22 protein-coding genes and 1 pseudogene are annotated in these 24,885 nt (G+C 41.3%); 17 read left to right on the forward strand and 6 right to left on the reverse strand.

The genetic code is table 11. From position 1 onward, the window contains the following. The first annotated feature begins 149 nt into the window (after nt 1–149). The 3 genes from KUL10_RS03085 (at nt 150) to KUL10_RS03095 (ending at nt 3,812) form a co-directional block, all read left to right on the forward strand. Nucleotides 150–1,001, forward strand: a complete 852-nt coding sequence (locus tag KUL10_RS03085) for a MurR/RpiR family transcriptional regulator (protein WP_110427604.1) — start codon at nt 150–152, stop codon at nt 999–1,001. Nucleotides 1,002–1,032: 31 nt separating this feature from the next. Continuing rightward, nucleotides 1,033–2,469 carry a pyruvate kinase gene (gene pyk, locus KUL10_RS03090; RefSeq protein WP_110427415.1) on the forward strand — a complete coding sequence of 479 codons (1,437 nt, stop codon included), beginning with the start codon at nt 1,033–1,035 and terminating at the stop codon, nt 2,467–2,469. 158 nt (nt 2,470–2,627) lie between these two features. Next, nucleotides 2,628–3,812: a trans-acting enoyl reductase family protein gene (locus KUL10_RS03095; RefSeq protein WP_110427416.1), complete on the forward strand. Its 1,185-nt coding sequence runs from the start codon at nt 2,628–2,630 to the stop codon at nt 3,810–3,812. Nucleotides 3,813–3,867: 55 nt separating this feature from the next. Here KUL10_RS03095 and KUL10_RS03100 read toward each other — a convergent pair. After that, a pseudogene (locus KUL10_RS03100) lies at nt 3,868–4,421 on the reverse strand (NAD(P)H nitroreductase). A 239-nt stretch (nt 4,422–4,660) separates the two neighbouring features. Between KUL10_RS03100 and sppA the strand changes: the two are divergent. Continuing rightward, nucleotides 4,661–6,532: a signal peptide peptidase SppA gene (gene sppA / locus KUL10_RS03105; RefSeq protein ID WP_110427417.1), complete on the forward strand. Its 1,872-nt coding sequence runs from the start codon at nt 4,661–4,663 to the stop codon at nt 6,530–6,532. A gap of 100 nt (nt 6,533–6,632) precedes the next feature. Next, the gene (locus KUL10_RS03110) at nt 6,633–7,202 is read left to right on the forward strand and encodes a SprT-like domain-containing protein (RefSeq protein WP_110427418.1); all 570 of its coding nucleotides are present in this window, start codon (nt 6,633–6,635) and stop codon (nt 7,200–7,202) included. Here KUL10_RS03110 and yfbV read toward each other — a convergent pair. Then, complete coding sequence (gene yfbV / locus KUL10_RS03115; protein WP_110427419.1) at nt 7,183–7,629, reverse strand: terminus macrodomain insulation protein YfbV; 447 nt, start codon at nt 7,627–7,629, stop codon at nt 7,183–7,185. The genes KUL10_RS03110 and yfbV overlap by 20 nt on opposite strands. Nucleotides 7,630–7,977: 348 nt before the next feature. Between yfbV and trxB the strand changes: the two genes are divergently transcribed. The 4 genes from trxB (at nt 7,978) to infA (ending at nt 10,682) form a co-directional block, all read left to right on the forward strand. Continuing rightward, the gene (gene trxB, locus KUL10_RS03120; protein ID WP_110427420.1) at nt 7,978–8,931 is read left to right on the forward strand and encodes a thioredoxin-disulfide reductase; all 954 of its coding nucleotides are present in this window, start codon (nt 7,978–7,980) and stop codon (nt 8,929–8,931) included. Between the two features lie 36 nt (nt 8,932–8,967). Further along, a complete protein-coding gene (gene aat / locus KUL10_RS03125; RefSeq protein ID WP_110427421.1) occupies nt 8,968–9,690 on the forward strand; it encodes a leucyl/phenylalanyl-tRNA--protein transferase in 723 nt (240 codons plus the stop codon). After that, a complete protein-coding gene (locus tag KUL10_RS03130) occupies nt 9,687–10,376 on the forward strand; it encodes an arginyltransferase (RefSeq protein WP_110427422.1) in 690 nt (229 codons plus the stop codon). The genes aat and KUL10_RS03130 overlap by 4 nt, the downstream gene beginning before the upstream one ends. A gap of 87 nt (nt 10,377–10,463) precedes the next feature. Continuing rightward, on the forward strand, nt 10,464–10,682 hold the full coding sequence (gene infA, locus KUL10_RS03135; protein ID WP_006003271.1) for a translation initiation factor IF-1: 219 nt from the start codon (nt 10,464–10,466) through the stop codon (nt 10,680–10,682). A gap of 109 nt (nt 10,683–10,791) precedes the next feature. On the opposite strand, the gene clpA is transcribed toward infA, so the two are convergent. Together clpA and clpS are read right to left on the reverse strand one after the other, a co-directional pair. Beyond that, entirely contained in the window at nt 10,792–13,071 is a 2,280-nt protein-coding gene (gene clpA, locus KUL10_RS03140; protein WP_110427423.1) for an ATP-dependent Clp protease ATP-binding subunit ClpA, read from the reverse strand. 8 nt (nt 13,072–13,079) lie between these two features. Continuing rightward, nucleotides 13,080–13,403: an ATP-dependent Clp protease adapter ClpS gene (gene clpS / locus KUL10_RS03145; protein WP_110427424.1), complete on the reverse strand. Its 324-nt coding sequence runs from the start codon at nt 13,401–13,403 to the stop codon at nt 13,080–13,082. Between the two features lie 216 nt (nt 13,404–13,619). Here clpS and cspD point away from each other — a divergent pair, with 216 nt between their 5' ends. The 7 genes from cspD to KUL10_RS03180 all read left to right on the forward strand — a co-directional run bounded on the left by cspD (nt 13,620) and on the right by KUL10_RS03180 (nt 20,788). After that, entirely contained in the window at nt 13,620–13,841 is a 222-nt protein-coding gene (gene cspD / locus KUL10_RS03150; RefSeq protein WP_110427425.1) for a cold shock domain-containing protein CspD, read from the forward strand. Nucleotides 13,842–14,118: 277 nt separating this feature from the next. After that, the gene (locus KUL10_RS03155; RefSeq protein WP_110427426.1) at nt 14,119–14,730 is read left to right on the forward strand and encodes a pseudouridine synthase; all 612 of its coding nucleotides are present in this window, start codon (nt 14,119–14,121) and stop codon (nt 14,728–14,730) included. Between the two features lie 124 nt (nt 14,731–14,854). Next, a complete protein-coding gene (mnmA, locus tag KUL10_RS03160; RefSeq protein ID WP_110427605.1) occupies nt 14,855–16,039 on the forward strand; it encodes a tRNA 2-thiouridine(34) synthase MnmA in 1,185 nt (394 codons plus the stop codon). Between the two features lie 6 nt (nt 16,040–16,045). Then, entirely contained in the window at nt 16,046–16,672 is a 627-nt protein-coding gene (gene hflD, locus KUL10_RS03165) for a high frequency lysogenization protein HflD (RefSeq protein WP_110427427.1), read from the forward strand. A 91-nt stretch (nt 16,673–16,763) separates the two neighbouring features. Then, nucleotides 16,764–18,140, forward strand: a complete 1,377-nt coding sequence (purB, locus tag KUL10_RS03170; RefSeq protein WP_110427428.1) for an adenylosuccinate lyase — start codon at nt 16,764–16,766, stop codon at nt 18,138–18,140. A 45-nt stretch (nt 18,141–18,185) separates the two neighbouring features. Then, entirely contained in the window at nt 18,186–19,484 is a 1,299-nt protein-coding gene (locus KUL10_RS03175; RefSeq protein ID WP_110427429.1) for an adenylate/guanylate cyclase domain-containing protein, read from the forward strand. A gap of 116 nt (nt 19,485–19,600) precedes the next feature. Then, nucleotides 19,601–20,788 carry a cupin domain-containing protein gene (locus KUL10_RS03180; protein WP_110427430.1) on the forward strand — a complete coding sequence of 396 codons (1,188 nt, stop codon included), beginning with the start codon at nt 19,601–19,603 and terminating at the stop codon, nt 20,786–20,788. Between the two features lie 60 nt (nt 20,789–20,848). On the opposite strand, the gene KUL10_RS03185 is transcribed toward KUL10_RS03180, so the two are convergent. Beyond that, complete coding sequence (locus KUL10_RS03185; protein ID WP_110427431.1) at nt 20,849–23,080, reverse strand: NADP-dependent isocitrate dehydrogenase; 2,232 nt, start codon at nt 23,078–23,080, stop codon at nt 20,849–20,851. A gap of 430 nt (nt 23,081–23,510) precedes the next feature. Here KUL10_RS03185 and KUL10_RS03190 point away from each other — a divergent pair, with 430 nt between their 5' ends. Further along, complete coding sequence (locus KUL10_RS03190; RefSeq protein ID WP_110427432.1) at nt 23,511–23,984, forward strand: YchJ family protein; 474 nt, start codon at nt 23,511–23,513, stop codon at nt 23,982–23,984. Between the two features lie 60 nt (nt 23,985–24,044). Here KUL10_RS03190 and kdsA read toward each other — a convergent pair whose 3' ends face one another. Beyond that, nucleotides 24,045–24,884, reverse strand: coding sequence for a 3-deoxy-8-phosphooctulonate synthase (gene kdsA / locus KUL10_RS03195; protein WP_373415168.1), 840 nt, complete (start codon nt 24,882–24,884; stop codon nt 24,045–24,047). Between the last annotated feature and the right edge of the window lies 1 nt (nt 24,885).

Below are 24,885 nucleotides of genomic sequence, written 5' to 3' on the forward strand. Positions count from 1 at the left end.
ATCGAGTTTACCATCCCTTACAGCTCTGTTATTTCGAATAAGTGTTAAGTTTTTTTTGTTAAAAAGTTACAAGATGAATGACAAATGCGTTTTTTAAACGTAGTATTATTACAGAATTGTCGAAAACGATAATATTGGAACAAAACAGCATGAACATCTTAGAAAAAATTACGCGCCAACATGCGGAATTTAGTAAATCAGAGAAAAAGGTTGCTGAGGTAATACTTGCTAATCCGCAAGTGGCTATTCATTCAAGCATTGCAACACTTGCAAAAATGTCTAATGTGAGTGAGCCAACAGTCAATCGATTCTGCCGACGCCTAGACACCAAAGGTTACCCAGATTTCAAACTTCATCTAGCGCAAAGTCTAGCTAACGGAACACCTTACGTTAACCGACATGTCGACGAATTCGATGGCCCCGGCGAATATACAAACAAAATATTTGAGTCTACGATGGCATCCCTAGAGGTCGCTCGCCAATCGGTCGATGTTGCTGTTGTAAACAGGGTAGTCGACTTATTAACACAGGCTAACAATATTTCATTCTTCGGCCTTGGTGCATCGGCATCAGTTGCTCATGATGCGCGTAATAAATTTTTTCGCTTCAACGTGCCTGTTTCGTTTTTCGAAGACATATTAATGCAACGTATGAGCTGTATGAATAGTACTGAAGGCGATGTTGTAATCTTAATCTCGCATACAGGCAGAACTAAAAGCATGGTGGAAGTTGCACAAATTGCCAGAGCAAACGACGCAATAGTCGTTGGTATCACCTCTGCTGGTAGTCCTTTATCAAAGGAATGTAATTATGTTTTGTCTCTAGCAGTTCCAGAAGATACTGATTTATATATGCCAATGGCCTCTAGAATAGCTCAGTTAACGCTTATTGATGTGCTAGCAACAGGATTTACGCTGCGCAGAGGCACCAAATTTAGAGAAAATCTCAAACGTGTGAAAGACACGTTACGAGGCTCTCGTTACACAAAACAAGATAACTAAACAACCAACTAACTTTACATTGAGAAAAACTATGTCTCGTAGAACAAAAATACTCGCTACCTTAGGTCCGGCAACTGATACACAAGAAACAATCGAAGCGATTATTGAAGCTGGTGCAAATGTGGTACGCATGAACTTTTCACATGGTCAAGCCGAAGATCATATAGAGCGCGCACGAAAAGTCCGTACTGCGGCCAAAAAGCTAAACAAGTATGTAGCCATTTTGGGCGACTTACAAGGTCCTAAAATCCGAGTTTCAAGATTCAAAGACGGTCCAGTTCATTTATCTATAGGCCAATCTTTCTGCCTCGATGCAGAGCTGGGTAAAGAAGAAGGTAATAGCGAAACAGTTGGTATCGATTACAAAGCGTTACCAGATGACGTGAGTAAAGATGATTTATTATTGTTGGATGATGGCAGGATTCAACTTGTTGTAACGGAAGTAAGTGGTCGAAAAGTACACACTAAGGTTACCGTCGGTGGAAAACTCTCAAACAACAAAGGTATCAACAGGCAAGGCGGTGGATTATCTGCAGAAGCTTTGACAGAAAAAGATAAAGAAGACATCAAAACAGCGGCTGCCATTGGTGTTGATTACTTGGCTGTTTCTTTCCCTCGTTCTGGTGCCGATCTTGATTACGCGCGTGAACTTGCTGTAGCAGCAGGCTCAAATGCAATGATTTGTGCGAAAGTCGAACGCGCTGAGACGGTTGCAAGTAATGAAGCGATGGACGATGTGATAAAAGCATCAGATGCAGTCATGGTGGCGCGAGGCGATTTAGGCGTTGAAATTGGTGATGCTGAACTAGTGGGTGTGCAAAAGAAACTGATCGCTCGTTCTCGTCAATTGAATAAAGTTGTTATTACCGCAACACAAATGATGGAATCGATGATCGAAAGTCCAATGCCAACACGCGCTGAGGTAATGGACGTGGCAAATGCGGTGCTCGATGGAACTGATGCGGTGATGCTATCTGCTGAAACAGCTGCCGGTCAGTATCCAGTTGAAACGGTACAGGCTATGTCTCGGGTTTGTGAGGGTGCAGAAAGTCACCCAAGTGTTCGTATTTCAAAACATAGACTGGAAGAACACTTTAACGATGTCAGTGAAACAACTTCAATGGCCGCCGTTTACGCTGCAAATCACTTAAAATCAATTACTGCAATTGTTGCTTTGACAGAGAGTGGAACAACGCCAAAACTCATGTCACGTATTACAACTTCATTGCCAATCATTGCAATGAGTCGCCATACAGCAACCTTGAACATGATGGCATTGTATCGAGGTGTGATTCCTATGAGCTTCGATTCAACGATAAGTAAACCAGGTCAAATCACGGCAGATGTCGTTAAAAAGTTAAAGGAATCTGGCATGTTACAAGTCGGTGATCAAATTATGTTGACCTATGGCGATCAAATGGAAACAATCGGCGCAACAAATACGTGTAAAATTGTGACAATTGCTTAATTAGCAAGTAACTGATGCATAGGCTGTTCGGGCCCTCCTCGTCCAGCCTTTTTTCTTTAACACTGATATTAATTTTCATTAATCAGTAAATGTAATGCAACGCCCCCCTTTTCCCTCGTATAGTTAACATATTGCTAACAAACAACTATGAGAGAGACATGTTAAATCAAAATAATCAACAATATGATGTGATCGTCTATGGTGCTACAGGGTTCACTGGGCAGCTCGTCGCTGAATATATTCAAAATGAACACGCCTCAAACAAAGACTTGAAGTGGGCGATGGCCGGTAGGAACTTAGATAAACTTAAAGCTATCGCTAATTCACTCGATATGCCCAATGATATTGATTTGATTGTCGCTGACGGCAGTGATCAAGCCAGTATTGATAGCATGGTTAGCAAAGCTCAAGTGATACTGACTACAGTTGGTCCCTATCAGCTTTATGGAGAAACATTGGTCAAAAGCTGTTGTCAACTGGGCAAAGGATATGTAGACCTTTGCGGCGAGCCCGTATGGATGCATGACATGATTGCTAAATACGAGGAACAAGCCAAATCAAGTGGGGCGAAAATCGTGTTTTCTTGTGGCTTTGATAGTATCCCTTTTGATTTGGGTGTGTACCAACTACAACAAAAAGTGATCGCTGAAACGGGTAATCCTGCAAATTATGTAAAGGGTCGAGTGCGCAAGATGCAGGGGACATTTTCAGGTGGCACCGCCGCAAGCTTAAAAGCAACACTCAAAGCTGCGTTCGCCGATCCAAAAGTCATGAAAGTGTTACAAAACCCATATGCCCTAGCATTAAATACGTCGCCAGTTGAACAACCGAATGGGGATAAACCGTATTACGACGAAAAGTTAGGCAGTTGGGCGACGATGTTTATAATGGCAGCTATCAATACACGTAATGTGCACCGTTCTAATGAATTACTTGGGCACCAGTACGGTGAAGCATTTCAGTATGATGAAATGTTATTAACCGGTCCTGGTGAACAAGGGGAGAAACTTGCGCAGATTGTCGCTAAGGATAAATCGTTAGCCAGTGACGACGGCCCTAAGCCAGGAGAAGGCCCTAGCAAAGAAGAAAGAGAAAATGGTTTTTACGATGTAATGTTTGTTGCTGAGGATACAAATGGAAAGACTCATGTTACGTCAGTTTCAGGTGATCTAGACCCTGGCTATGGTTCGACTTCACGCATGATTACAGAAAGTGCAATTTGCCTTGTCGAACACTTCAATACGCTAGAGGGTGGTTTTTACACTACAGCACCTGCCTTTGGCAATAAACTAATTGAAAGGCTTGAAAAACACGCAGGCCTAAGCTTTAAAGTTGAAGTTTAACCTGCTTCGTTATTAAAAGTTAAATTAGACAGATACTCACTTATTAGTGAGTATCTTATTGTTCCCAAAGTGTGAAAAACTGCTGTGACACTCTAGTGGGTTTCGGCAATGGCTTAATTGTAGAAGAGCCCAAATATAAAAAACCCAAAATCTCGTCCTCGGGTTTACAATCAAAAGCCTTTTTACGTTTTCATCCGTCGCATACGAACCCGTTCTCCATACGCCTTGAAACCCTTGTGCAACAGCTGCCATCTGCATTGCGTTGACTGCGCATGCTGTAGAAGCAATTTGTTCAACTCTTGGTACCTTTTCATCCTCTTTGTAATCAGCAATCGCAACTACCACCATTGGCGCACGCAAAGGTAATTGTGCAGCTCGAGTCACCACAGCTTCATCCGCGTCAGCCAAAATTGCAGCTTGTTGAAATATATCACCTAGCCTATTCAAACCTTTACCGGTGCATACTACAAACCGCCAAGGTGTTAAACAACGATGGTCTGGCGCTCGTAACGCGGATTGCATGATATTTTCCAGTACCTCTCCTTCCGGGGCGGGTGCTTGCAATCGCGGTTGTGAACTTCTGTTAAGCAACAAATCTAGCGCATTCATTTGGGTACCTTTAATCCGTTTTTTATCTATCTTTTAAGTGTGACTGGTTCATCAATTTTTACTTTAATCGGAGATAAAAGAACAAAAATCCACGTGTTTCCTTCCAATCTTTGATTAACGTGAGCTATTTCACCTGAACTCCGGTATTAATTTACAAACAATTACATTTTTAGGCTGTGGTAATTGAATGTATTTATATAATATGACAAAAGCGCGAAACTAAAAATATTAGGATGTGTATGACTGCGAAAAAAAGCTGGACCAAATCATTTTTTATTGGTTCTTGGAATGTATTGAATTTTACGCGTAGATTTTTCTTTAATCTACTCTTCATCATAATTGTTGTAGGCTTAATTATCGCAATAAGCTCTTCCGATTCAGACGAACTCACTGTTCCCAAAAACAGCGCGTTGGTGCTTAATTTGAATGGTGACTTGGTAATTCAAAAGCGTTGGATAGACCCTGCTGAACAAGTGATTAACGAAGCACTGGGACAACAAGAGCAAAGTCCAGAGATTCTGGTTAAAGACGTCGTAAAAGTGATCAAAAACGCTAAGGAAGATAGGCGAATAGAAGCCTTGGTTCTCAGCCTAGGAGGGCTACGAAGCGCTGGTTTCGACAAATTAAAACTCGTCGCTGAAGCAATTGAGGATTTTAAAACCTCCGAAAAACCTGTTTATGCGGTGGGTGATTATTATGGTCAGACACAATACTACTTGGCTGCACACGCTGACGAAATCTATCTAAACCCTATGGGTGCGATGATTATCGAAGGGTATGGTCGATATAGAATGTATTATAAAGACGCACTAGAAAAGCTGAAAGCCAGTACGCATGTGTTCAAGGTTGGTAAATTCAAATCAGCGATAGAGCCCTTTATTCGCAATGACATGTCCGAAGAAGCGAAAGAAGCCAATCTCACATGGATGAATGCACTATGGAATCAGTACAAAGAAGATGTATCTGCTGCGCGAGATATGGATATGCAAAATTTTGATGAAACATTTGGTGACGTTGTTTCAAAAATGGCGGCTGTCGACGGCGATTTCGGTCAATATGCATTGCAGAATGGATGGGTTGATGAGCTAAAGTCGAAACATGAATTTAGACAACAAATGATTGACCTCCTTGGTGAAGATGACAGTAAACGTGGTTATGCTTCAATCAACTTTGACCGTTATTTATCGATCATCAGTCCCGCGTTACCAAAAGTCCCTAATGAGAAAGACCAAGTTGCTATTGTCGTGGCAAAAGGGACAATTTTAGACGGCGCTCGCAAGGCTGGCGAAATAGGCGGAGACTCAACTGCAGCATTATTAAGAAAAGCGCGTTTAAATGACAAGGTTAAAGCTGTTGTGCTACAAGTAGACTCTGGCGGCGGTAGCGCATTTGCCTCAGAAGTAATTCGCAACGAGGTAGATTTACTCAAAGCTGCAGGTAAACCTGTCGTTGCTTCGATGAGCACGCTTGCTGCTTCTGGCGGATACTGGATATCAGCAAGTGCGGATAAAATAATAGCAGAACCAAGCACAATTACCGGTTCAATTGGTATTTTCGGCATGCTGATGACCTACGAAAACTCACTAGGCTACTTGGGAGTAAACACCGATGGAGTTGCCACATCAGATATTGCAAGTTTGAATGCAGCTCCAACAATGGGGCTGGCACAGGGTTTTAAAGATATATTACAAATGAATATAGAAAGAGGCTATTCTCGCTTCATCAACCTTGTTGCTAGTGAACGTAATATGACAATTGAACAGGTAGATGAAATAGCTCAAGGTCGTGTCTGGATTGGTAGTCAAGCGTTGGAGCTTGGCTTGGTGGACGCGCTTGGTAACCTGCAAGATGCAATTGATTCTGCTGCAGAGCTTGCTAGCCTTAGCGACTACGTAACAGAATATGTAGTTCAAGACCTTTCACCACAAGACCAGTTCTGGCAAAACCTGTTAAAAGGTACTGCTGAGTTTATTGGTTCTTTCGACATTCAACGTCAACCTAGCCCATTACTCCAGATGGTCAATGGTATTGACAAAGAGTTGGCGAAGTACGGACAGCTTAATGATCCATTAGCAACGTACGCAATGTGTATCGAATGTGAATTAAACTAAGCGTTTAGAATGCTATAAAGGGCAGCCTTGTGCTGCCTTTCTTATTGGTACGAAAAAAAACAGCGCCTAATGAAATTATTAACTTAAAATTAGCAATCAAATGCAAAGCACAGTTTCAATCACAGATGAACAAAAATCATATCTTTTGAAAATAGCTGACTCCTGTTTAGATACGCTAACACAGAAGGCTGCAATAGAGCTTAACATGAAGATTGTCAAACCATCTTTATGCCTTTCGCAGCGAGGAAAAATAGCGGGTAGCGCCCTTCTTCAGAAGTATCATATTAGGCTTAACGCGATATTATTTTGGCAAAATCAATCTGCATTTATAGAAGATGTGATTCCTCACGAACTGGCTCATTTAATTGTGTACGAACGATATTCAACAGGATTTAGGAATAAAGTAAGAAATGGGTTAGGTAAATCGGCAGTGAAACCCCATGGGAAAGAGTGGCAGTCAATCATGCAAGGAGTGTTCAAACGCCCTGCTCATGTCACTCACGCCTTTGAAGTGAAAGATGTGATGCAATCAACATTCGAATATGAATGTCACTGTGACCAACCGGTCCTTTTGTCACTGATAAGGCACAACAAAGTAATCAGAAACAAACAGTCCTATCGATGCCGAAAGTGTAAGGAAGTCCTGAGGCCTAAAACATGTGTTTTGTAAACGCTCTATCCATTTCACTGAAAGCTGTCTTTAGTAATAAGGCAAGCTCTTTGAATTTTGGTTTTGGCTTTAAGTTTTCTAGCGCACAACCTTTTGTCTGCATTGTTTCATAAATTTGGCGATACCAAGACTCAATCGCGGGAGGTAATGATTGCTGTGAGCGATGTCCAAGCCATAGCAAACCTTGTACTGGTAAACTCAAAAAGAAAATACCCGTCGCAATAGCCTGTGACAAATGGTCCATTCCAAAGTAGTTTAGATGCAAAGCGACACTTATTACCGCAAGCGCTGGCATCACTTTAATACCGAATTTCGTGGCAGCAATCACCCTGCACTCAGGGAAAAGCGCATATAGTTGCTTTTGCATTGGCCATGCTTTCATATAGTCTTGACCGTCTTGGAGCATTTGCGGAACAATAAATGACATAAACACCTCTAACTTACTTCGCTTCGCAAAACAAACCACAATTTATAGGTTCTTCGCGCGCGCATCGTATAACTATAATAACGGCAAGGCACTTCAATTGGATGATTTAAATGTTACTCAATGTGTAAACTAAGCAACCCATTTCGCTATTACTGGTAAAAAGATAACATAATTTTCATTTTATATATGCGCTTTTAATACGCAATAAGTTGCACGCCACCGTTTTTTTTACATGAACCCGAAAAGTTTTATCGCTATACTGCGCACAAACATTCTTAAAAATTGTTGAAACGACAAAATGTGCCCCCACCTTTTATCGTTAAGAATACGTAGTCATTGGAGAGCTTAATGTCAACTAACAGACATGTCCCACTATTAATTTTAGGTTCGGGCCCCGCTGGTTATTCAGCAGCCGTTTATGCAGCACGTGCAAACCTCAACCCTGTGCTTCTCACGGGGATTCAGCAAGGTGGTCAATTAACCACAACAACAGAGGTAGAAAACTGGCCCGGCGACCCAGAGGGGCTTACTGGTCCTGATTTGATGGTCAGAATGCAAAAGCATGCAGAAAAATTTGATACCGAAATTATATTTGATCATATCAACGCAACTGATTTGAGCAAACGCCCGTTCACGCTAACAGGTGACCAAGGCACATACACTTGCGACTCTCTTATAATCGCAACAGGCGCTTCTGCTAAATACCTCGGCTTAGAGTCAGAGCAAGCCTTCATGGGTAAAGGCGTGTCAGCATGTGCGACTTGTGACGGTTTCTTTTATCGAAACCAGAAGGTCGCCGTTGTCGGTGGCGGTAATACTGCGGTTGAAGAGGCACTTTATCTATCTAACATTGCATCAGAAGTGCATGTGGTGCATCGCCGTGATAGCTTTAGAAGCGAGAAAATACTCGCGGATCGTTTAATGGAAAAAGCTAAAAATGGCAATGTTGTATTGCATCTGAATAAAACACTTGAAGAAGTGGTGGGCGATGACATGGGCGTCACGGGTATCAAAATTAAAGATACTGGCACCAATGAAGTAAGCGATTTAGAACTTATGGGCTTATTTATTGCCATTGGCCACTCTCCAAACACCTCAATTTTTGAGGGGCAACTTGAAATGAAGGATGGCTACATTGTTGTGAATAGTGGCTTACAAGGTAACGCAACACAGACAAGTGTAGAAGGAGTATTTGCGGCCGGTGATGTAAGTGATCATGTTTATAGACAAGCTATTACCTCTGCAGGTACGGGGTGCATGGCAGCCCTAGATGCAGAAAAATTCTTGGACGCGCAAGAATAAACTTGATGCTTTAAATTAGGGAAGAGTAATCGCTTTATGCTTGAACTTTACCGTTTAGATGAGCGCATTGCATTCCCTGCTTTAGATCAGGCCCTAGACGAACCCAATGGCCTATTGGCATTTGGTGGTGATCTCAGTATCAAACGCCTTAAAAGTGCTTACCGACAAGGTATTTTTCCTTGGTTTGCCGAGACAGAACCGTACCTTTGGTGGTCACCTAGCCCACGCGGCATCATCCATCTCGAACAATTCCATTGTTCTAAAAGCTTAAAAAAGAGCTTACGTAAACACAACTTTAAAATCACTATCAATCATAAATTTTCAGAAGTTATTGAACAATGTGCGTTAATCCCGCGAAACTTTGGTGCTAATCCTCAAAGTGACACTTGGATTACGCACGAAATGCAACAGGCCTATATTGATCTTCATCACGCAGGTGCCGCCAGCTCTGTTGAAGTATGGCTACATGATAGACTTGTGGGTGGATTGTATGGCGTGACTATTGGCGGTGTTTTTTGTGGCGAATCAATGTTTCATAAATACACGGATGCATCAAAAATAGCCCTACTCGCGCTTGTACAGCACATGAAAGCGAATCAACTTGGTTTTATTGATTGTCAGATGAATACTGATCATTTGGCTAAACTAGGATGTGAGGATGTGACTAGAGAGCAATTTTTGGTTTTATTAAATCGATACAAAGATCTAGATGTACACCAAGGTGTTTGGCGTCCTCAGGAGGTCATCATTCAACTATGAAGTTTGGCATTACAGGTGAATTTGATTGTAGCTATTTACCCTCACATAAAGAACGTTTATTAGTGTGCGTTGAATCAAGCCATAAGCTCAATGAAGCCTATTCTCAACTTACTTCTGTTGGTTTTAGGCGCAGTGGCGAACAACTGTATCGTCCACACTGTATTGCTTGTCAAAAATGTCATTCTGTTCGTATTCCTGTAGGCTCCTTTAAGAAGAGTAAGAGTCAAAAGCGCTTAAGTAATAAAAACCGCGATTTAAGCATTAGACTCAGCCCAAAAAATCGACAAGAGTACTATGAGTTATTCGAGCGCTACATTAACATTCTTCATAGTGATGGCAGCATGTATCCTACATCTTCCGAACAATATTTTTCTTTTACGAATGCTGAATGGACAAACCCATTATTCTTAGAGGCATGGCACGATGATAATTTAGTGGCGGTAGCAGTAACAGATAGAGTCGGCAATTCTTACAGCGCGCTGTACACCTTTTACGAACCGAGCATGCAAGCGCGTTCTCTTGGCTCATTCATGGTTTTAAAACAAATTGAGTTATGTCTGCAACATGATAAAGACTATTTGTATTTAGGCTATCAAATTGACGAATGTCGTAAAATGAACTACAAAACCAAGTTTGCGCCATATGAGCGTTTTTTTGATGAAAAATGGCATTTATACACGAAATAATCACTAATTCCTTTACTCTTATATGGTTTTTAGTTAGAGTTCGCGCGGCAAAATTATTGACTAACAAAATTGGGGTGATTGCTTTAAATGGCAAAAGAAGATTGCATTGAAATGGAAGGTACGGTTCAAGATACACTTCCAAACACTATGTTTAGAGTTGAACTAGAGAATGGTCACGTTGTGACTGCACACATCTCTGGTAAAATGCGTAAAAACTATATCCGTATTTTAACGGGCGACAAAGTCACGGTAGAGATGACACCTTACGACCTGAGTAAAGGCCGTATCATCTATAGAGCGCGTTAATACTTAGCAATCTATTTAAGGTAGCTAAAGTGCCAAGCACAAGTGCCTACCAACCAAATACAAAAAACCCGCCTATTGGCGGGTTTTGTTTTTAATACAAACATAAGCCTTAATTTGAAGACTTCTCCTGTTTCTTTTGCTTTTCAGGCTTGGTGTAAGTAAAACTCAACTCACCTTTCTTAAGTCCAACTTTAACTTCACCGCCCTGACTAAGTTCACCAAACAACAATTCAGACGCCAGCTCTTTTTTGAGCTTCTCTTTAATTATTCTGGCCATTGGTCTTGCGCCCATCGCCTTGTCATAGCCCTCTTTTGCCAGCCACTCTCTGGCCTTATCAGTGACTTCTAAAGACACCCCTTTAACGTCGAGTTGCGCCTGTAATTCAATAATAAACTTATCGACAACTTGCAATATGACTTCTTGGTCTAGGTGGTTAAACCACACGATACCATCGAGCCTATTCCTAAATTCAGGTGAGAACGTTTTGTTGATTTCAGACATCGCATCATGACTGTGATCTTGTTGCTTAAAGCCAATCGATTTCCGAGAAACTGCTTGCACACCGGCATTAGTTGTCATAACAAGTACGACGTTCCTAAAATCAACTTTGCGACCGTTGTTATCAGTAAGTGTACCGTGATCCATGACTTGCAACAGGATGTTGTAGACGTCTGTATGTGCTTTTTCCATTTCATCTAGCAACACAACACTGTGAGGGTTTTTAATGACGGCATCGGTTAATAGCCCACCTTGGTCAAAGCCAACATAACCTGGAGGCGCACCAATTAATCGACTTACTGCATGGCGTTCCATATACTCAGACATATCAAAGCGAACTAATTCAACGCCCATCACTTTTGCTAACTGCTGAGTGACTTCTGTTTTACCCACGCCGGTTGGGCCTGCGAATAAGAAACTACCAATAGGCTTTGACTCGACACCAAGACCTGAGCGTGATAATTGAATAGCGTCAGCTAAGGTATCGATTGCTTCATCCTGACCAAACACTACCATTTTCAAGTTGCGCGACAAGTTTTTGAGTACTTCTTTATCCGAAACCGACACTGACTTCTCAGGAATTCTTGCGATTTTTGAAATAACACTTTCAATATCGGAAACGTTGATCACCTTCTTGCGCTTAGATGCAGGAAGCAAACGCTGACTCGCCCCAGCCTCATCCATGACATCGATAGCCTTGTCTGGCAAGAACCGTTCATTTATGTACTTAGCCGACAACTCTGACGCAGCCGCAAGTGCTTTAGCAGTAAATCGTACACTGTGATGCTCTTCGTAACGCGACTTTAAACCCATCAATATTTTAGTGGTATCATTGACGCTCGGTTCTACCACGTCTATCTTTTGGAAGCGTCTAGCTAGGGCACGATCCTTCTCGAATATTCCTTGATATTCTTGATAGGTCGTACTGCCGATACAGCGCAATTCACCACTGCTCAGTTTAGGCTTGAGAAGGTTTGATGCGTCCATGACGCCCCCTGACGCTGCACCTGCACCAATAATAGTATGAATTTCATCTATAAATAGTATCGCGTCCGGATCTTTGCTTAATTCTTTAAGGATACCTTTTAACCGCTTTTCAAAGTCGCCACGATATTTGGTGCCAGCCAACAAGCCACCCAGATCAAGTGAATAAACAGTGCTGGTTGCAATTACATCGGGCACTTCATTTTTAACAATCTTATAAGCAAGTCCTTCTGCAATAGCTGTTTTACCAACACCTGCTTCACCCACTAACAAAGGGTTGTTTTTTCGACGACGACATAAAATTTGAATACTGCGTTCAACTTCTTTATCGCGGCCAATGAGCGGATCTACTTTGCCGTCTTTGGCAGCTTGATTCAGGTTGCTGGCATACTTTGCCAACATTGACTGATTTTCTTCGCCATCAGCCCCCTCTTCTTGGACCTCTTCGGGTGTTTCATTTTCGTCTTCAGATTTACTCACACCGTGAGAGATAAAATTCACAACGTCTAAACGCGTCACATCGGCCTTTTTAAGAATATAAACGGCCTGGGATTCTTGTTCACTGAAAATTGCAACCAGTACGTTAGCCCCCGTCACTTCACCTTTTCCAGAGGACTGAACATGAAAAACAGCGCGTTGTAACACACGTTGAAAACCTAGTGTAGGTTGTGTCTCGCGTTCTACACTTTGTTGCTCTGACATCAACGGTGTTGTGTCGTTTACGAACTCTGTCAATTCAGCTCTAAGTGAATCGACACCGGCTCCACAAGCCTTAAGTGCCTCTTGTGCAGCAGGGTTATCTAGTAGCATAAGTAGTAAATGTTCGACCGTCATAAATTCGTGTCGGTTTTGACGCGCAAATACAAAGGCTTCATTTAAGGTTTGTTCTAGGTCTTTATTTAACATCTATCCCCCTATTGCGCTGGTTCCATGCTGCACATCAACGGATGTTGTTGCTTGCGAGCATATTGATTAACTTGCATCACTTTTGTTTCAGCTACCTCTGCAGTATATATGCCACAGACAGCTTTGCCATGATAATGAACAGTTAACATAAGTTGATTTGCTTTCTCGGTGTCCATCGAAAAGAAGGTAACCAATACCTCTACTACAAAATCCATGGGCGTGTAGTCGTCATTATTGAGCATCACTTTATACATAGGCGGCGGCTCAACTTTTTTCTTAACGACGTCTAATAACTTTTCACCGTCTATATTGATTATGTTGTTTTTACTCATTCTTGTTTTACTTTAGATATGCCAATTTAACAATATTCACGCTGATTTATACTACATAAGGTGTAAACCGGTTTTTGTACTTGACAATTCACAGTAATACCCCCTAAAGTTTCGTTTAGTGGTGCTTCTGTGTAGTGAGTCACAACCCTCTACCCTTCATCTTATTGTGGGGGTAACCAAGTGGTATTTCAAGGATTAAGAAAAGGAAGTAGTAGTATGGCAGTTGGCAAAGTTAAATGGTTTAACAATGCAAAAGGCTTCGGCTTTATTGTTCCAGAAGACGGTGGTGAGGACATTTTTGCTCACTACTCAACTATCAAAATGGATGGCTACCGTTCGTTAAAGGCTGGTCAGGCAGTAACTTACGATGTTCAGCAAGGCCCCAAAGGGCTGCATGCAGAAAACATCGACCTTGCAGATAGCGAACCAGAACGCTAATTAGCTACTCAGTTATACCTGTAACTAGTCAGCCAATTTGCACACATCCTACATGAGCTAGTATTTCTAGTTTCATATAAAGCAGGCCTCAGTAGTCTGCTTTTTGTGTTATTACAAACAAATAGAATAAAATCCAAATCGAATAAAAAACCACCAGTTTCATCTGAGCTTTTTTGTTCATACAACTGGTAGGAGTTCTTGATTAAATAAAAGTTCAATACAGCTTTAAAAATCACCTCAAATCATTAGATTAACAACACTTTATAATTATACAAAAATGAATAGCAAACAGCGTCTTAAAAATCCCCAGCTCAAACGGAAAAACAAATTAAAAAGCGCTGACAAAACTGCCAATCAAATTATTGTGCTTTTTAATAAACCATTTGACGTGCTTACCCAATTTACTGACCAAGAAGGCAGAAAAACCTTAAAAGAATTTATACCAATCAAAGACGTATACGCGGCAGGAAGGCTTGATCGCGACTCTGAGGGCTTATTGGTTCTTACAAATGACGGTAAATTAATTAATCAATTAGCATCTCCCAAAAAAAAGACATCCAAAACATATTGGGTGCAGGTTGAAGGTGCGCCAACAGAAACAGACTTGCAAAAACTGCGAGACGGACTTTTATTGAAAGATGGAAAAACACAGCCTGCAAAGGTGAATTTCATAGAAGAACCCACTCTTTGGGAAAGAGAGCCTCCAATAAGAGAGCGTAAGAATATACCGACTACTTGGTTGGCAATCACACTCACTGAAGGCAAAAATAGACAAGTAAGACGAATGACCGCGAATATTGGCTTTCCCACACTGAGATTGATTAGATATCGGATTGGAAATTGGACAATTGACGGCATAAATAATGGCGAATATATAATCACCAAATAAGCTCAATAAGTTCGTAAAAAACTAAGTTTTCTTAATATGGCTTGGTTCAACAGGGGCTGATTTTTTGCTATCATCGCCCACCTTAAATTTCCGTTATAGTGAATAAGCATTGACCAGTAATAGTATTCATAGTTCGAGCACGTCTTCTCCAAGTGAACCCAATAAGGGCGATATTAAAGTTATTGTGGGCATGTCTGGTGGCGTAGACTCGTCCGTCTCAGCATATTTGCTGCAAAAACAAGGCTATCAGGTTGAAGGCTTGTTTATGAAAAACTGGGAAGAAGATGACAACGATGAATATTGCGCAGCAGCAGAAGATCTTGCTGATGCACAAGCCGTTGCTGATAAACTAGGAATATACCTTCACACCATTAATTTCGCAGCTGAGTATTGGGACAATGTATTCGAGTACTTTCTAGAAGAATATAAACTTGGGCGCACGCCAAACCCCGATATTATGTGCAATAAAGAAATTAAGTTTAAAGCATTTTTAGAATTTGCGGCCGAAGATTTAGGTGCTGATTTCATTGCTACAGGTCATTATGTCCAGCGTCGACTCGAAGACGATAAATGGGTAATGCTTCGTGGACTCGATAACAATAAAGATCAAAGTTATTTCCTATACACATTGAGTCACCAGCATGTCGCTAAAACCTTATTCCCTATTGGGCATTTAGAAAAACCTGAAGTACGCAGAATTGCTGAGGAACAAGGTTTAATCACTCACGATAAAAAGGACAGCACAGGTATCTGCTTTATTGGTGAGCGCAAATTTAAAGACTTTTTGTCAAAATACCTTCCTGCGCAACCAGGTGTAATTGAGACGAGTGAAGGAAAAGAAATCGGTAAACATGATGGTCTTATGTACCATACCCTAGGCCAACGAAAAGGATTGCTTATTGGTGGCAAGAAGGAGTATGGCGATGAACCGTGGTATGTTGTAGATAAGGATACTGTCAGAAATGTATTGATCGTGGGACAAGGCGCGCAGCACCCCCGCTTATTTTCTCAGGGGTTAATTGCTGACCAGTTACACTGGGTAGACAGGGTAGGTCCAAACAGCGAAACCAAAATGATGGTCAAAACCAGATACCGCCAACAAGACATTCCGTGCACTTTGATTACACTCGATAGCAACCGTGTGAAAGTGATTTTTGATGAGCCCCAGAAGGCTGTAACACCGGGTCAATCAGCGGTATTTTATCTAGACGATGTATGCTTAGGTGGAGGAATCATCGAACGATACATTCGCGATGAAGAAATATCGATAGAAAGTGGTGTTCATTCCAGCGCTCAGAAGGCAAGTTAAACGATCATGATAAGTAAAGAAATAGAACAACAACTAGCATTAGCTGGCGTCTGCCAAGTGGCTACCCTTGTTCAAGCGATTGCTCGGAAAGGAAGCTGCGATGAGACAGCTTTTGAAGCTTCAATTTCAAGTGTGTTAGTGACAGAGCCTGACAACCCTCAGCAAGTATTTGGTTCCTTGGCAAATCTTAGAATTGGATTTAGTACACTAAGTGCACAACTCGATGGCAACTCAAAACAAAAAGATGCTGAACTTACTCGATACATTGCCTCTATATTAAGCTTAGAAAGAAAACTAAATAGAAATCAATCTTCACTAAACACTCTTGGTGAACGTATTTCTCATGTTCAACGACAATTGGCACATATAGACTTTGAAAGCGATCAAAATCTAGCCTCTCTTGCCAGTATTTATACAGATGTAGTGTCTCCTTTAGCTCCAAAAATTCAAGTAGCAGGCAACCCCAGTTACCTAAGTTTAGAAAGCAATCAAAAAAAGGTTCGTGCACTTCTACTCGCTGGCGTCAGAGCAGTAGTTCTGTGGCGACAAATGGGTGGTAAACGACGCCAAATTTTATTTTCGCGAAAAGCGATTCTTGCAGTATCAAAGCAAGCGCTACGCGTCATAAATTAAACGCTAATTAATCAATTTAACCTTCGCTGCTGACGCAACTACTATCAAAAGATAGCCAAGAAGCGCGTAGCAATGACAAACAGGAAACATCATGGATTTATCTTCACTTACTGCACTCTCACCTGTGGATGGGCGCTATGGCAGTAAAACTGCTGAGTTACGCGAATTCTTTAGCGAATACGGCCTTATTAAGCAACGCGTCTTAGTTGAGATAAGGTGGCTTCAAGCGCTCGCTGCCCATAATGATATTGTGGAAGTGCCTGCATTTAGTGACGAGGCAAACGCATTACTCAACGGAATAGTTGATGGATTCAGCGAAGAAGATGCGCAAGCAGTTAAGAGTATCGAGCGCACAACTAACCACGATGTAAAAGCGGTTGAGTACTTTTTAAAGAATAAAGTCGAAGTCCTGCCCGAACTTCAAGCAATTACTGAGTTTATTCATTTTGCCTGCACATCAGAAGACATCAATAACCTTTCTCATGCTCTGATGCTAAAAGGCGGTCTTGATAGTGTGTTGTTGCCATACTGTGATCAATTGATTGAAGCAATGAAGCGCATGGCTGGCGAATATAAATCTATTCCAATGATGGCAAGAACACATGGCCAACCTGCCTCCCCAACAACGATGGGTAAAGAAATGGCAAATGTGATGGTTCGCTTATCGCGTCAGCGAGATCAAATTGCTAACGTTGCAATAATGGGTAAGATTAATGGAGCAGTGGGCAATTATAATGCACACTTAAGTGCCTACCCAAACATTGACTGGCATGCATTCTCAGCCTCATTTGTGAACAGTCTTGGTATCCAATGGAATGCTTATACCACTCAAATAGAACCACATGACTATATTGCAGAGTTGTATGATGCTATTGCTCGCTTCAACACCATTATTATCGATTTCGATAGAGATGTTTGGGGCTACATTGCACTTGGCCATTTCAAACAAAAAACTATCGCAGGTGAGATTGGTTCGTCCACCATGCCTCATAAGGTTAACCCAATTGATTTTGAAAACTCAGAAGGTAATTTAGGTATAGCAAATGCGATTTTACAACACCTTGCAAGTAAACTTCCGGTCAGTCGATGGCAGCGCGACTTAACAGATTCAACGGTACTAAGGAATCTAGGTGTTGGCCTTGGTTATGCAGTAATCGCTTATCAAGCAACGCTAAAAGGCATTTCCAAGCTAGAAGTCAACGAAGCAAGCTTACGAGCCGAATTAGATAATAACTGGGAATTACTTGCGGAGCCCATCCAAACAGTAATGCGCCGCTATGCAATTGAAAAACCTTATGAAAAGCTAAAAGAATTGACCCGTGGCAAAAAAGTGAATGCAGAAGTCATGTCAGCATTTGTCGATGGCTTAGAGATGCCAGAAGCCGCTAAAGAGGAACTTAAAAAGCTTGCACCCGATAATTATATTGGCGATGCAATCAGGCTTGTTGATCAGTTGTTAGACTCCTAGCGATTCCTTCATACTCAAGCGCATACTTTAACTTCATTGTTTTCTATGCGCTTACACTTACCCTTTAAATTAGTCTATGCATCCGTTTTACGCGTTTATCGATACTTAGCTCGACATCAAAGGCGGCGTTTTGATCAAAGCGACATTTTAATCGGTATCGGCTTTCTGCTGCTCATTACGGTCATAACACAATCCTCTAAGCTGCTATTGATTCCTCCTTCAATTGACAAGACTGAGCATTTTTTAAATGCCATTGTCCATTGTGTTATTTTCGCATTCGCAATAAAGCTATGTCTTCAAAAGTCTGTCGGTAAAGCGCGAACCGTCTTAACCGGTAGCTTTCTAAGTTACATCACCTTTGCTTGTTTACTGTGGCAAATAAATTTAAACATTCAATATTTCTATCTACTCGCATTATTTGTCACGTCTTATTTGTATGGCAAGGATAAAGACGGTCACATTGAAAACCTTGAGAAGTGGCTTTGGTCAACGCTCTCCATTACTTTGTTTCTTTATTTTCAAACAAGCTTGCCCTACCCGATCGTTTCACAAAGTTGGCAGTCATTGATCATCTTCAGTAATGCATTTGCAATGGCAGGCTCCTGCCTTTTATGCTTATTTTGCATTAGCCGAACGTCACTCGCTAATTGGCAGAGACTCCAACATACTGAAAGACGACAAAAACAGACGCTTCACAATATTATTCCGGCTAAATTATGTAATGCTTTGATGCAAAGAGAAATCCAGCAAGAGTTAGGGCGAGAAAATAGTCATCATATTCCTTCTGCGATCATTGAAGAGCACGATTTTTGTTCTGTAGTCTTTGCAGATTTTAGTGAATTTACGCGATATTGTAGCTCTCACCCACACGCTCACGTCATTAAAATGCTTCATGAAGTGTTTTGCACATTTGACGCAATCGCAAATCGTTTTCAACTTGAAAAAATCAAAACTAATGGTGACCAATATATGGTAATTGCCAACTCTAAGTTAACTTTATATGAACAAGCACAAATAGCACTCGCAGCTTGCCAATTCTCTTTGGCTATTAAAACTTGGTTTCAGAGCCAAAACTTTAAACCTCCAATGAACATACGCATTGGTATTGCAAGTGGCAAAAGTGTTAGTGGCATCATTGGTAGCGACAAACCTGCGTATGATTTGTGGGGAACAACGGTCAATGTTGCAGCTAGACTCGAAAGTCAGACAGCAGCTGGGAGTATTAGCGTGTGTTCCGTGACTAAACGATTGACTGAGCAGTCGCTCTTGTATGGCCACTTGGGGCAAAAAGAACTAAAGGGGCTTGGAAAGATTAAATATGCTCGCTTGCTTGGTAAACGTTAGATACTATCGGCAAAACCCCGACTCCCATAAATAACGCTTATTAAAAAATAATAGCGCTTGTTTTTATTAAAGAGAGCAAGTAGTTTTCGTTAAATTATTCAACACCACAACTTTATATGATCATAAATCAATTCGATAAGACTGACTTTTTAAGACAGTACTGGCAAAAGCGCCCTTGTGTAATAAAAGGCTTTATCAAGGATTTCATCGATCCTATTGATGAGCACGAACTTGCTGGCTTAGCACAAGAAACAGAAATCGACAGTAGAGTTATTGCAAAAGTTGAAAATAACTGGCAAGTCACAAGTGGACCAATAGAGGATTTCGATACGGCGTGCAATGGCAACTGGACGCTTCTGGTGCAAGGTGTAGATAAACAAATACCTGAGGTAAATGAGCTTATTGAGTTTGTAAACTTTATTCCTCATTGGAGACTGGATGACGTCATGGTGAGTTTTTCGATAGAAAATGCGGGCGTTGGTCCACATTTAGATGAATATGATGTGATTATTGTCCAAGGCAAAGGCAGAAGACGTTGGCAAGTTGGCTTACCTGACGAATACGAAACACTTATTCCTCATCCTAAAATTAGGCAAATCAAACATTTCAATGCAATCATTGATGAAGTACTTGAACCTGGTGATGCCGTTTATATCCCCCCTTTACATCCCCACAATGGCATCGCATTAGCGCCCTGTATCAACTATTCGATGGGCTTTAGAGCAATGACTAACTATGAGTTGCTCAACGGATTATTTGATACTCAGCACTTCAAATCAAATACTGTTAAGCGATATCAAGATCCAGAGCAAAGTATTTCTGATTGGATGAACCGAGCAATATCTCATCGTGCATCAACTAATCACTGCGTATCGCAGGCAGAGTTGCAGGCGCTTAAGTCTAATATGATTTCGCTCATAAAGTCTCAAAGTACCAATCACGCCATTATTCAAGCGCTAAGTAATCAACACCTCAATAGAGAAGTATTAAGTGAAGAACAGCAATATTCTCATAATGATGTGGAGCAACTGTTTGAAAACAATGCAGTGATATATCCTTTACTAGGCCTTCGACCACTATACCAAGAGCAAGAGGGAACCAAGCAGTTTTACTTTTTCGCAGATGGAGAAACGCTTAACGTAGACATTGCCTTAAAAGAGCTAATACAAATGCTTATAAGCGACGATGAATACCAATGTGACATAGCCACGCTAAACAGACTGACGTGTACAGCAAAAGATGAATGGATTAAGTTGATTCGAACGGTATTAAATCTGGGCTTATGGATTTATGAAATTGACTAAATATAAAAGGTAAAAAGCCCGCAATAGGCGGGCTTTTATTAGTTGTAGCAATTTGGCTTGTTAGGCTAAAGCATCAATGATTGCATTCAAAGTAGTGCTTGGGCGCATCGCTTCAGACACTAAGTTTGAATCCGCTTTGAAGTAGCCCTTAACATCAACAGCAGGTCCTTGAGCGTCGTTTAACTCTTCAACGATTTGTGCTTCGTTAGCCGACATTTTACTAGCAGTTTCAGTGAACTGTGCCTTAAGCTCAGCATCATCATCTTGGGCAGCAAGCTCTTGCGCCCAATACATTGCTAAATAGAAGTGAGAGCCTCTGTTGTCTAGTTCACCAACTTTACGCGAAGGCGATTTATTTTCTTGTAGGAAAGTCGCAGTCGCTCTGTCTAAAGTATCCGCCAAAACTTGCGCCTTTGGATTATTTGTAGCCGTTGCTGTGTGTTCTAGAGATGCAGCCAATGCCAAGAACTCACCTAAAGAATCCCAACGCAAGTGGTTTTCCTTCTCGAATTGTTGGACGTGCTTAGGTGCAGAACCACCTGCGCCTGTCTCAAACAAACCACCGCCGTTCATTAGCGGCACAATTGATAACATTTTAGCACTTGTACCCAACTCTAAAATTGGGAACAAATCAGTTAAGTAATCACGTAATACGTTACCTGTGACAGAAATCGTATTTTCACCTTTGTGCAAACGAGGTAAGGTAAAGTCAGTCGCTTCAATTGGGCTCATAATCATGATTTCTAAACCTGAAACATCATGAGTTGGCAAGTATTCTTTTACTTTCGCAATCATTTGCACATCATGGGCACGATTAGCATCTAACCAGAATATTGCTGGCCAACCTGTTGCGCGCGCGCGAGTGACAGCTAATTTCACCCAGTCTTGGATTGGCGCATCTTTAGTTTGACACATTCTGAAGATATCACCTTCGCCAACTTCGTGAGACATCAATACGTCACCCGCTTCGTTCACTACTCTTACTGTACCTTCAGCATCAAGAATGAAAGTCTTATCGTGCGAACCGTATTCTTCAGCCTTTTGCGCCATCAAACCAACGTTAGGAACAGTACCCATTGTTGTAGGATCGAATGCGCCATGCGCTTTACAGAAATCGATAACAGACTGGAAAACACCTGCATAGTTGCGGTCAGGAATAATAAACTTAGTATCTTTTTGCTTGCCATCTGGGCCCCACATTTGACCAGATGCACGCAATGCAGCAGGCATAGAAGCATCAATGATGATATCGCTTGGTACGTGCAAGTTAGTAATGCCACGGTCAGAATCAACCATTGCCATATCAGGACGTGTTTTGTAGACGGCTTCAAGATCAGCTTCGATTTCAGCTTTTTTGTCTGCAGGCAGTTTTTCGATTTTTGCGTAAAGGTCACCAACACCGTTGTTAACATCTACACCCAAGCTCTTAATTGTATCTGCATGCTTTGCAAACACATCTTTGTAGAAAACGCTTACCGCGTGACCAAATATCACAGGATCTGATACTTTCATCATCGTTGCTTTCATGTGTAATGATAAAAGTACGTCTTGCGATTTTGCTTCTTCGATTTGCGCTTCGAAGAACTCAACCAACGCTTTTTTACTCATGACTGACGAGTCGATGATTTCTTTGTCCAGTAGCGGCAAGTCTTTCTTTAACACTTTAACGCCGCAATCAGCGCTAACAAATTCGATGCTAACTTTTTGCACACCGTCGATTGTGACAGACTGCTCGCTTCCATAAAAATCACCTGATGCCATATGTGATACATGAGATTTAGAATCAGCAGACCAAGCCCCCATTGAGTGCGGGTTGTTTTTTGCATATTGCTTAACAGAACCAGGTGCACGTCTATCTGAGTTACCTTCGCGCAACACGGGGTTAACTGCTGAGCCAAGCACTTTCGCATAACGCGCTTTTATTTCTTTTTGCTCTTCTGTTTGAGCGTCTTCTGGATATTCTGGTAGATCGTATCCTTGTGCCTGCAATTCTCTAATTGCAGCTTGAAGTTGTGGTACTGAAGCTGAAATATTAGGCAACTTTATGATGTTAGCTTCTGGTGTCTTAGCAAGTTCGCCCAACTCTGCAAGCGCATCATGCATTTTTTGCTCTTCAGTCAAACTGTCTGGAAAATTAGCGATTATTCGGCCAGCTAATGAAATATCACGTGTTTCAACATCAATACCTGAAGAAGCAGTGTATGCCTTGATGATGGGCAATAAAGACTCGGTTGCTAATGCCGGAGCTTCGTCGGTAATGGTGTAAATGATTTTAGCTTTTTCGTTACTCATTAATTTTCCTATTATCGTGTGTTCAACTCACTTGTGATCAGCTATGGCTCTAAAAACACCAATTGGTTTTATGGTAAGACCAATTGAATTTAATCCAAAAAAATATAGGCAGAACTAATTGCCTAAGATCACAAATTGAAATTTGGGAGCGTGATATTAGCTGAATTTGTATTGTTTTTACAGCTTTGTACTTCTATGGTCGTATCAAATTCGATCTGATCCGACCTCTTAAGGAGAATTATGCATCCTTATGTTAACATTGAGTTACAAAAGCAAGTTATCTAAGGAACCTGCCGATATGTATTCTATAGAAACTTGTATTTATACAAAGATTTTTTGAGGTTGTTCGAGTAACAGGGGATAACTGCCAATACAACAAGTATTAGGAAGACTAGCCCACATTTTGTGCGTAACCAAAGAACTAAAAAATATGAATAAAAACGCCTGCCCATGCGGCTCAAAACTGCCCTATTCAGCTTGTTGCGAAATTTATCACGCTCATCATGGCACAGCGTCTACTGCGCAAGCTCTAATGCGCTCAAGGTACAGTGCTTATGCGTTAGGGCTTTATGATTATGTACTAGCTACCTACGCCAGCGAATTCCGGCAAGGTCTCAATGAAAGCAAACTTTCCGAATCCGATAATGGTACACAATGGCTGCACCTAGAAGTCATCTCAGAAACCAGCAGTGGAACATGTGCAACCGTTGAATTTAAAGCGACTAGCATATTTAACAAACATTTTTATGTCATGCACGAACTATCACAATTTGTCTTTAGAGAAGGTCAATGGTTTTACACAAAAGGTGATATTCAGGCAGGATCAGGAGAAATAAAACTTGGCCGAAACGATTTATGTCCGTGCAGAAGTGGCAAAAAAGTTAAGCGGTGTTGTCGCAGATAAACTTTTAACTAAATTAAAGCAGGTCAACGCTGTAGCTGTGATGACCTGCTAATTTAGGTTTTATTGTATATTTAGAGGGGCAAACGATTTCACTAGATCATCGACAGCTTTCATTTGGGTCAAATAGCTTTCAAGTTTGTCTAATGGCAATGCACAAGGACCATCACATTTTGCTTCATCCGGATTAGGATGCGACTCAATAAATAATCCGGCAATGCCTAAGGCCATGCCACTTCTTGCTAACTCTGCCGCCTGATGACGCCTACCATCTGCTGAATCACTTCTCCCTCCAGGCTTTTGAAGTGCATGCGTCGCATCAAAAATTACGGGGGCCATAGACTTCATCTCATCCATACCTAGCATATCAACAATTAAATTATTGTATCCATAACATGAACCCCGCTCGCATAAAATGATGTTTTCATTCCCTGCTTCGGCAAATTTTTTAATTATATGACGCATTTCATGTGGCGCTAAAAACTGAGGTTTTTTAACATTTATTGTCACACCTGTTTTAGCCATCGCGACCACCAAATCAGTCTGTCGAGCTAAAAAAGCTGGCAATTGAATTACGTCCACCACTTCAGCAACGGGAGATGCTTGGTAAGGTTCGTGAACGTCCGTGATTAATGGAACATCAAAAGTAGTTTTAATTTCTTCAAAAATTTTCAGGCCCTCTTCCATGCCTGGGCCACGATAAGAACTCACCGATGAGCGATTGGCTTTATCAAAAGACGCTTTAAACACATATGGAATACCCAACTTGCTTGTTACTTCTTTATACGTCTCAGCAATTTTCATCGCTAAATCACGCGACTCAAGCACATTCATGCCACCAAATAAAACGAATGGTGCGGCATTATCCACATTTAAGTGTTGAATCTTGACTGAATTTATCAAT

The organism is Glaciecola sp. KUL10 (genome assembly GCF_003203515.1).
In the GTDB taxonomy this organism is placed as follows: domain Bacteria; phylum Pseudomonadota; class Gammaproteobacteria; order Enterobacterales; family Alteromonadaceae; genus Glaciecola.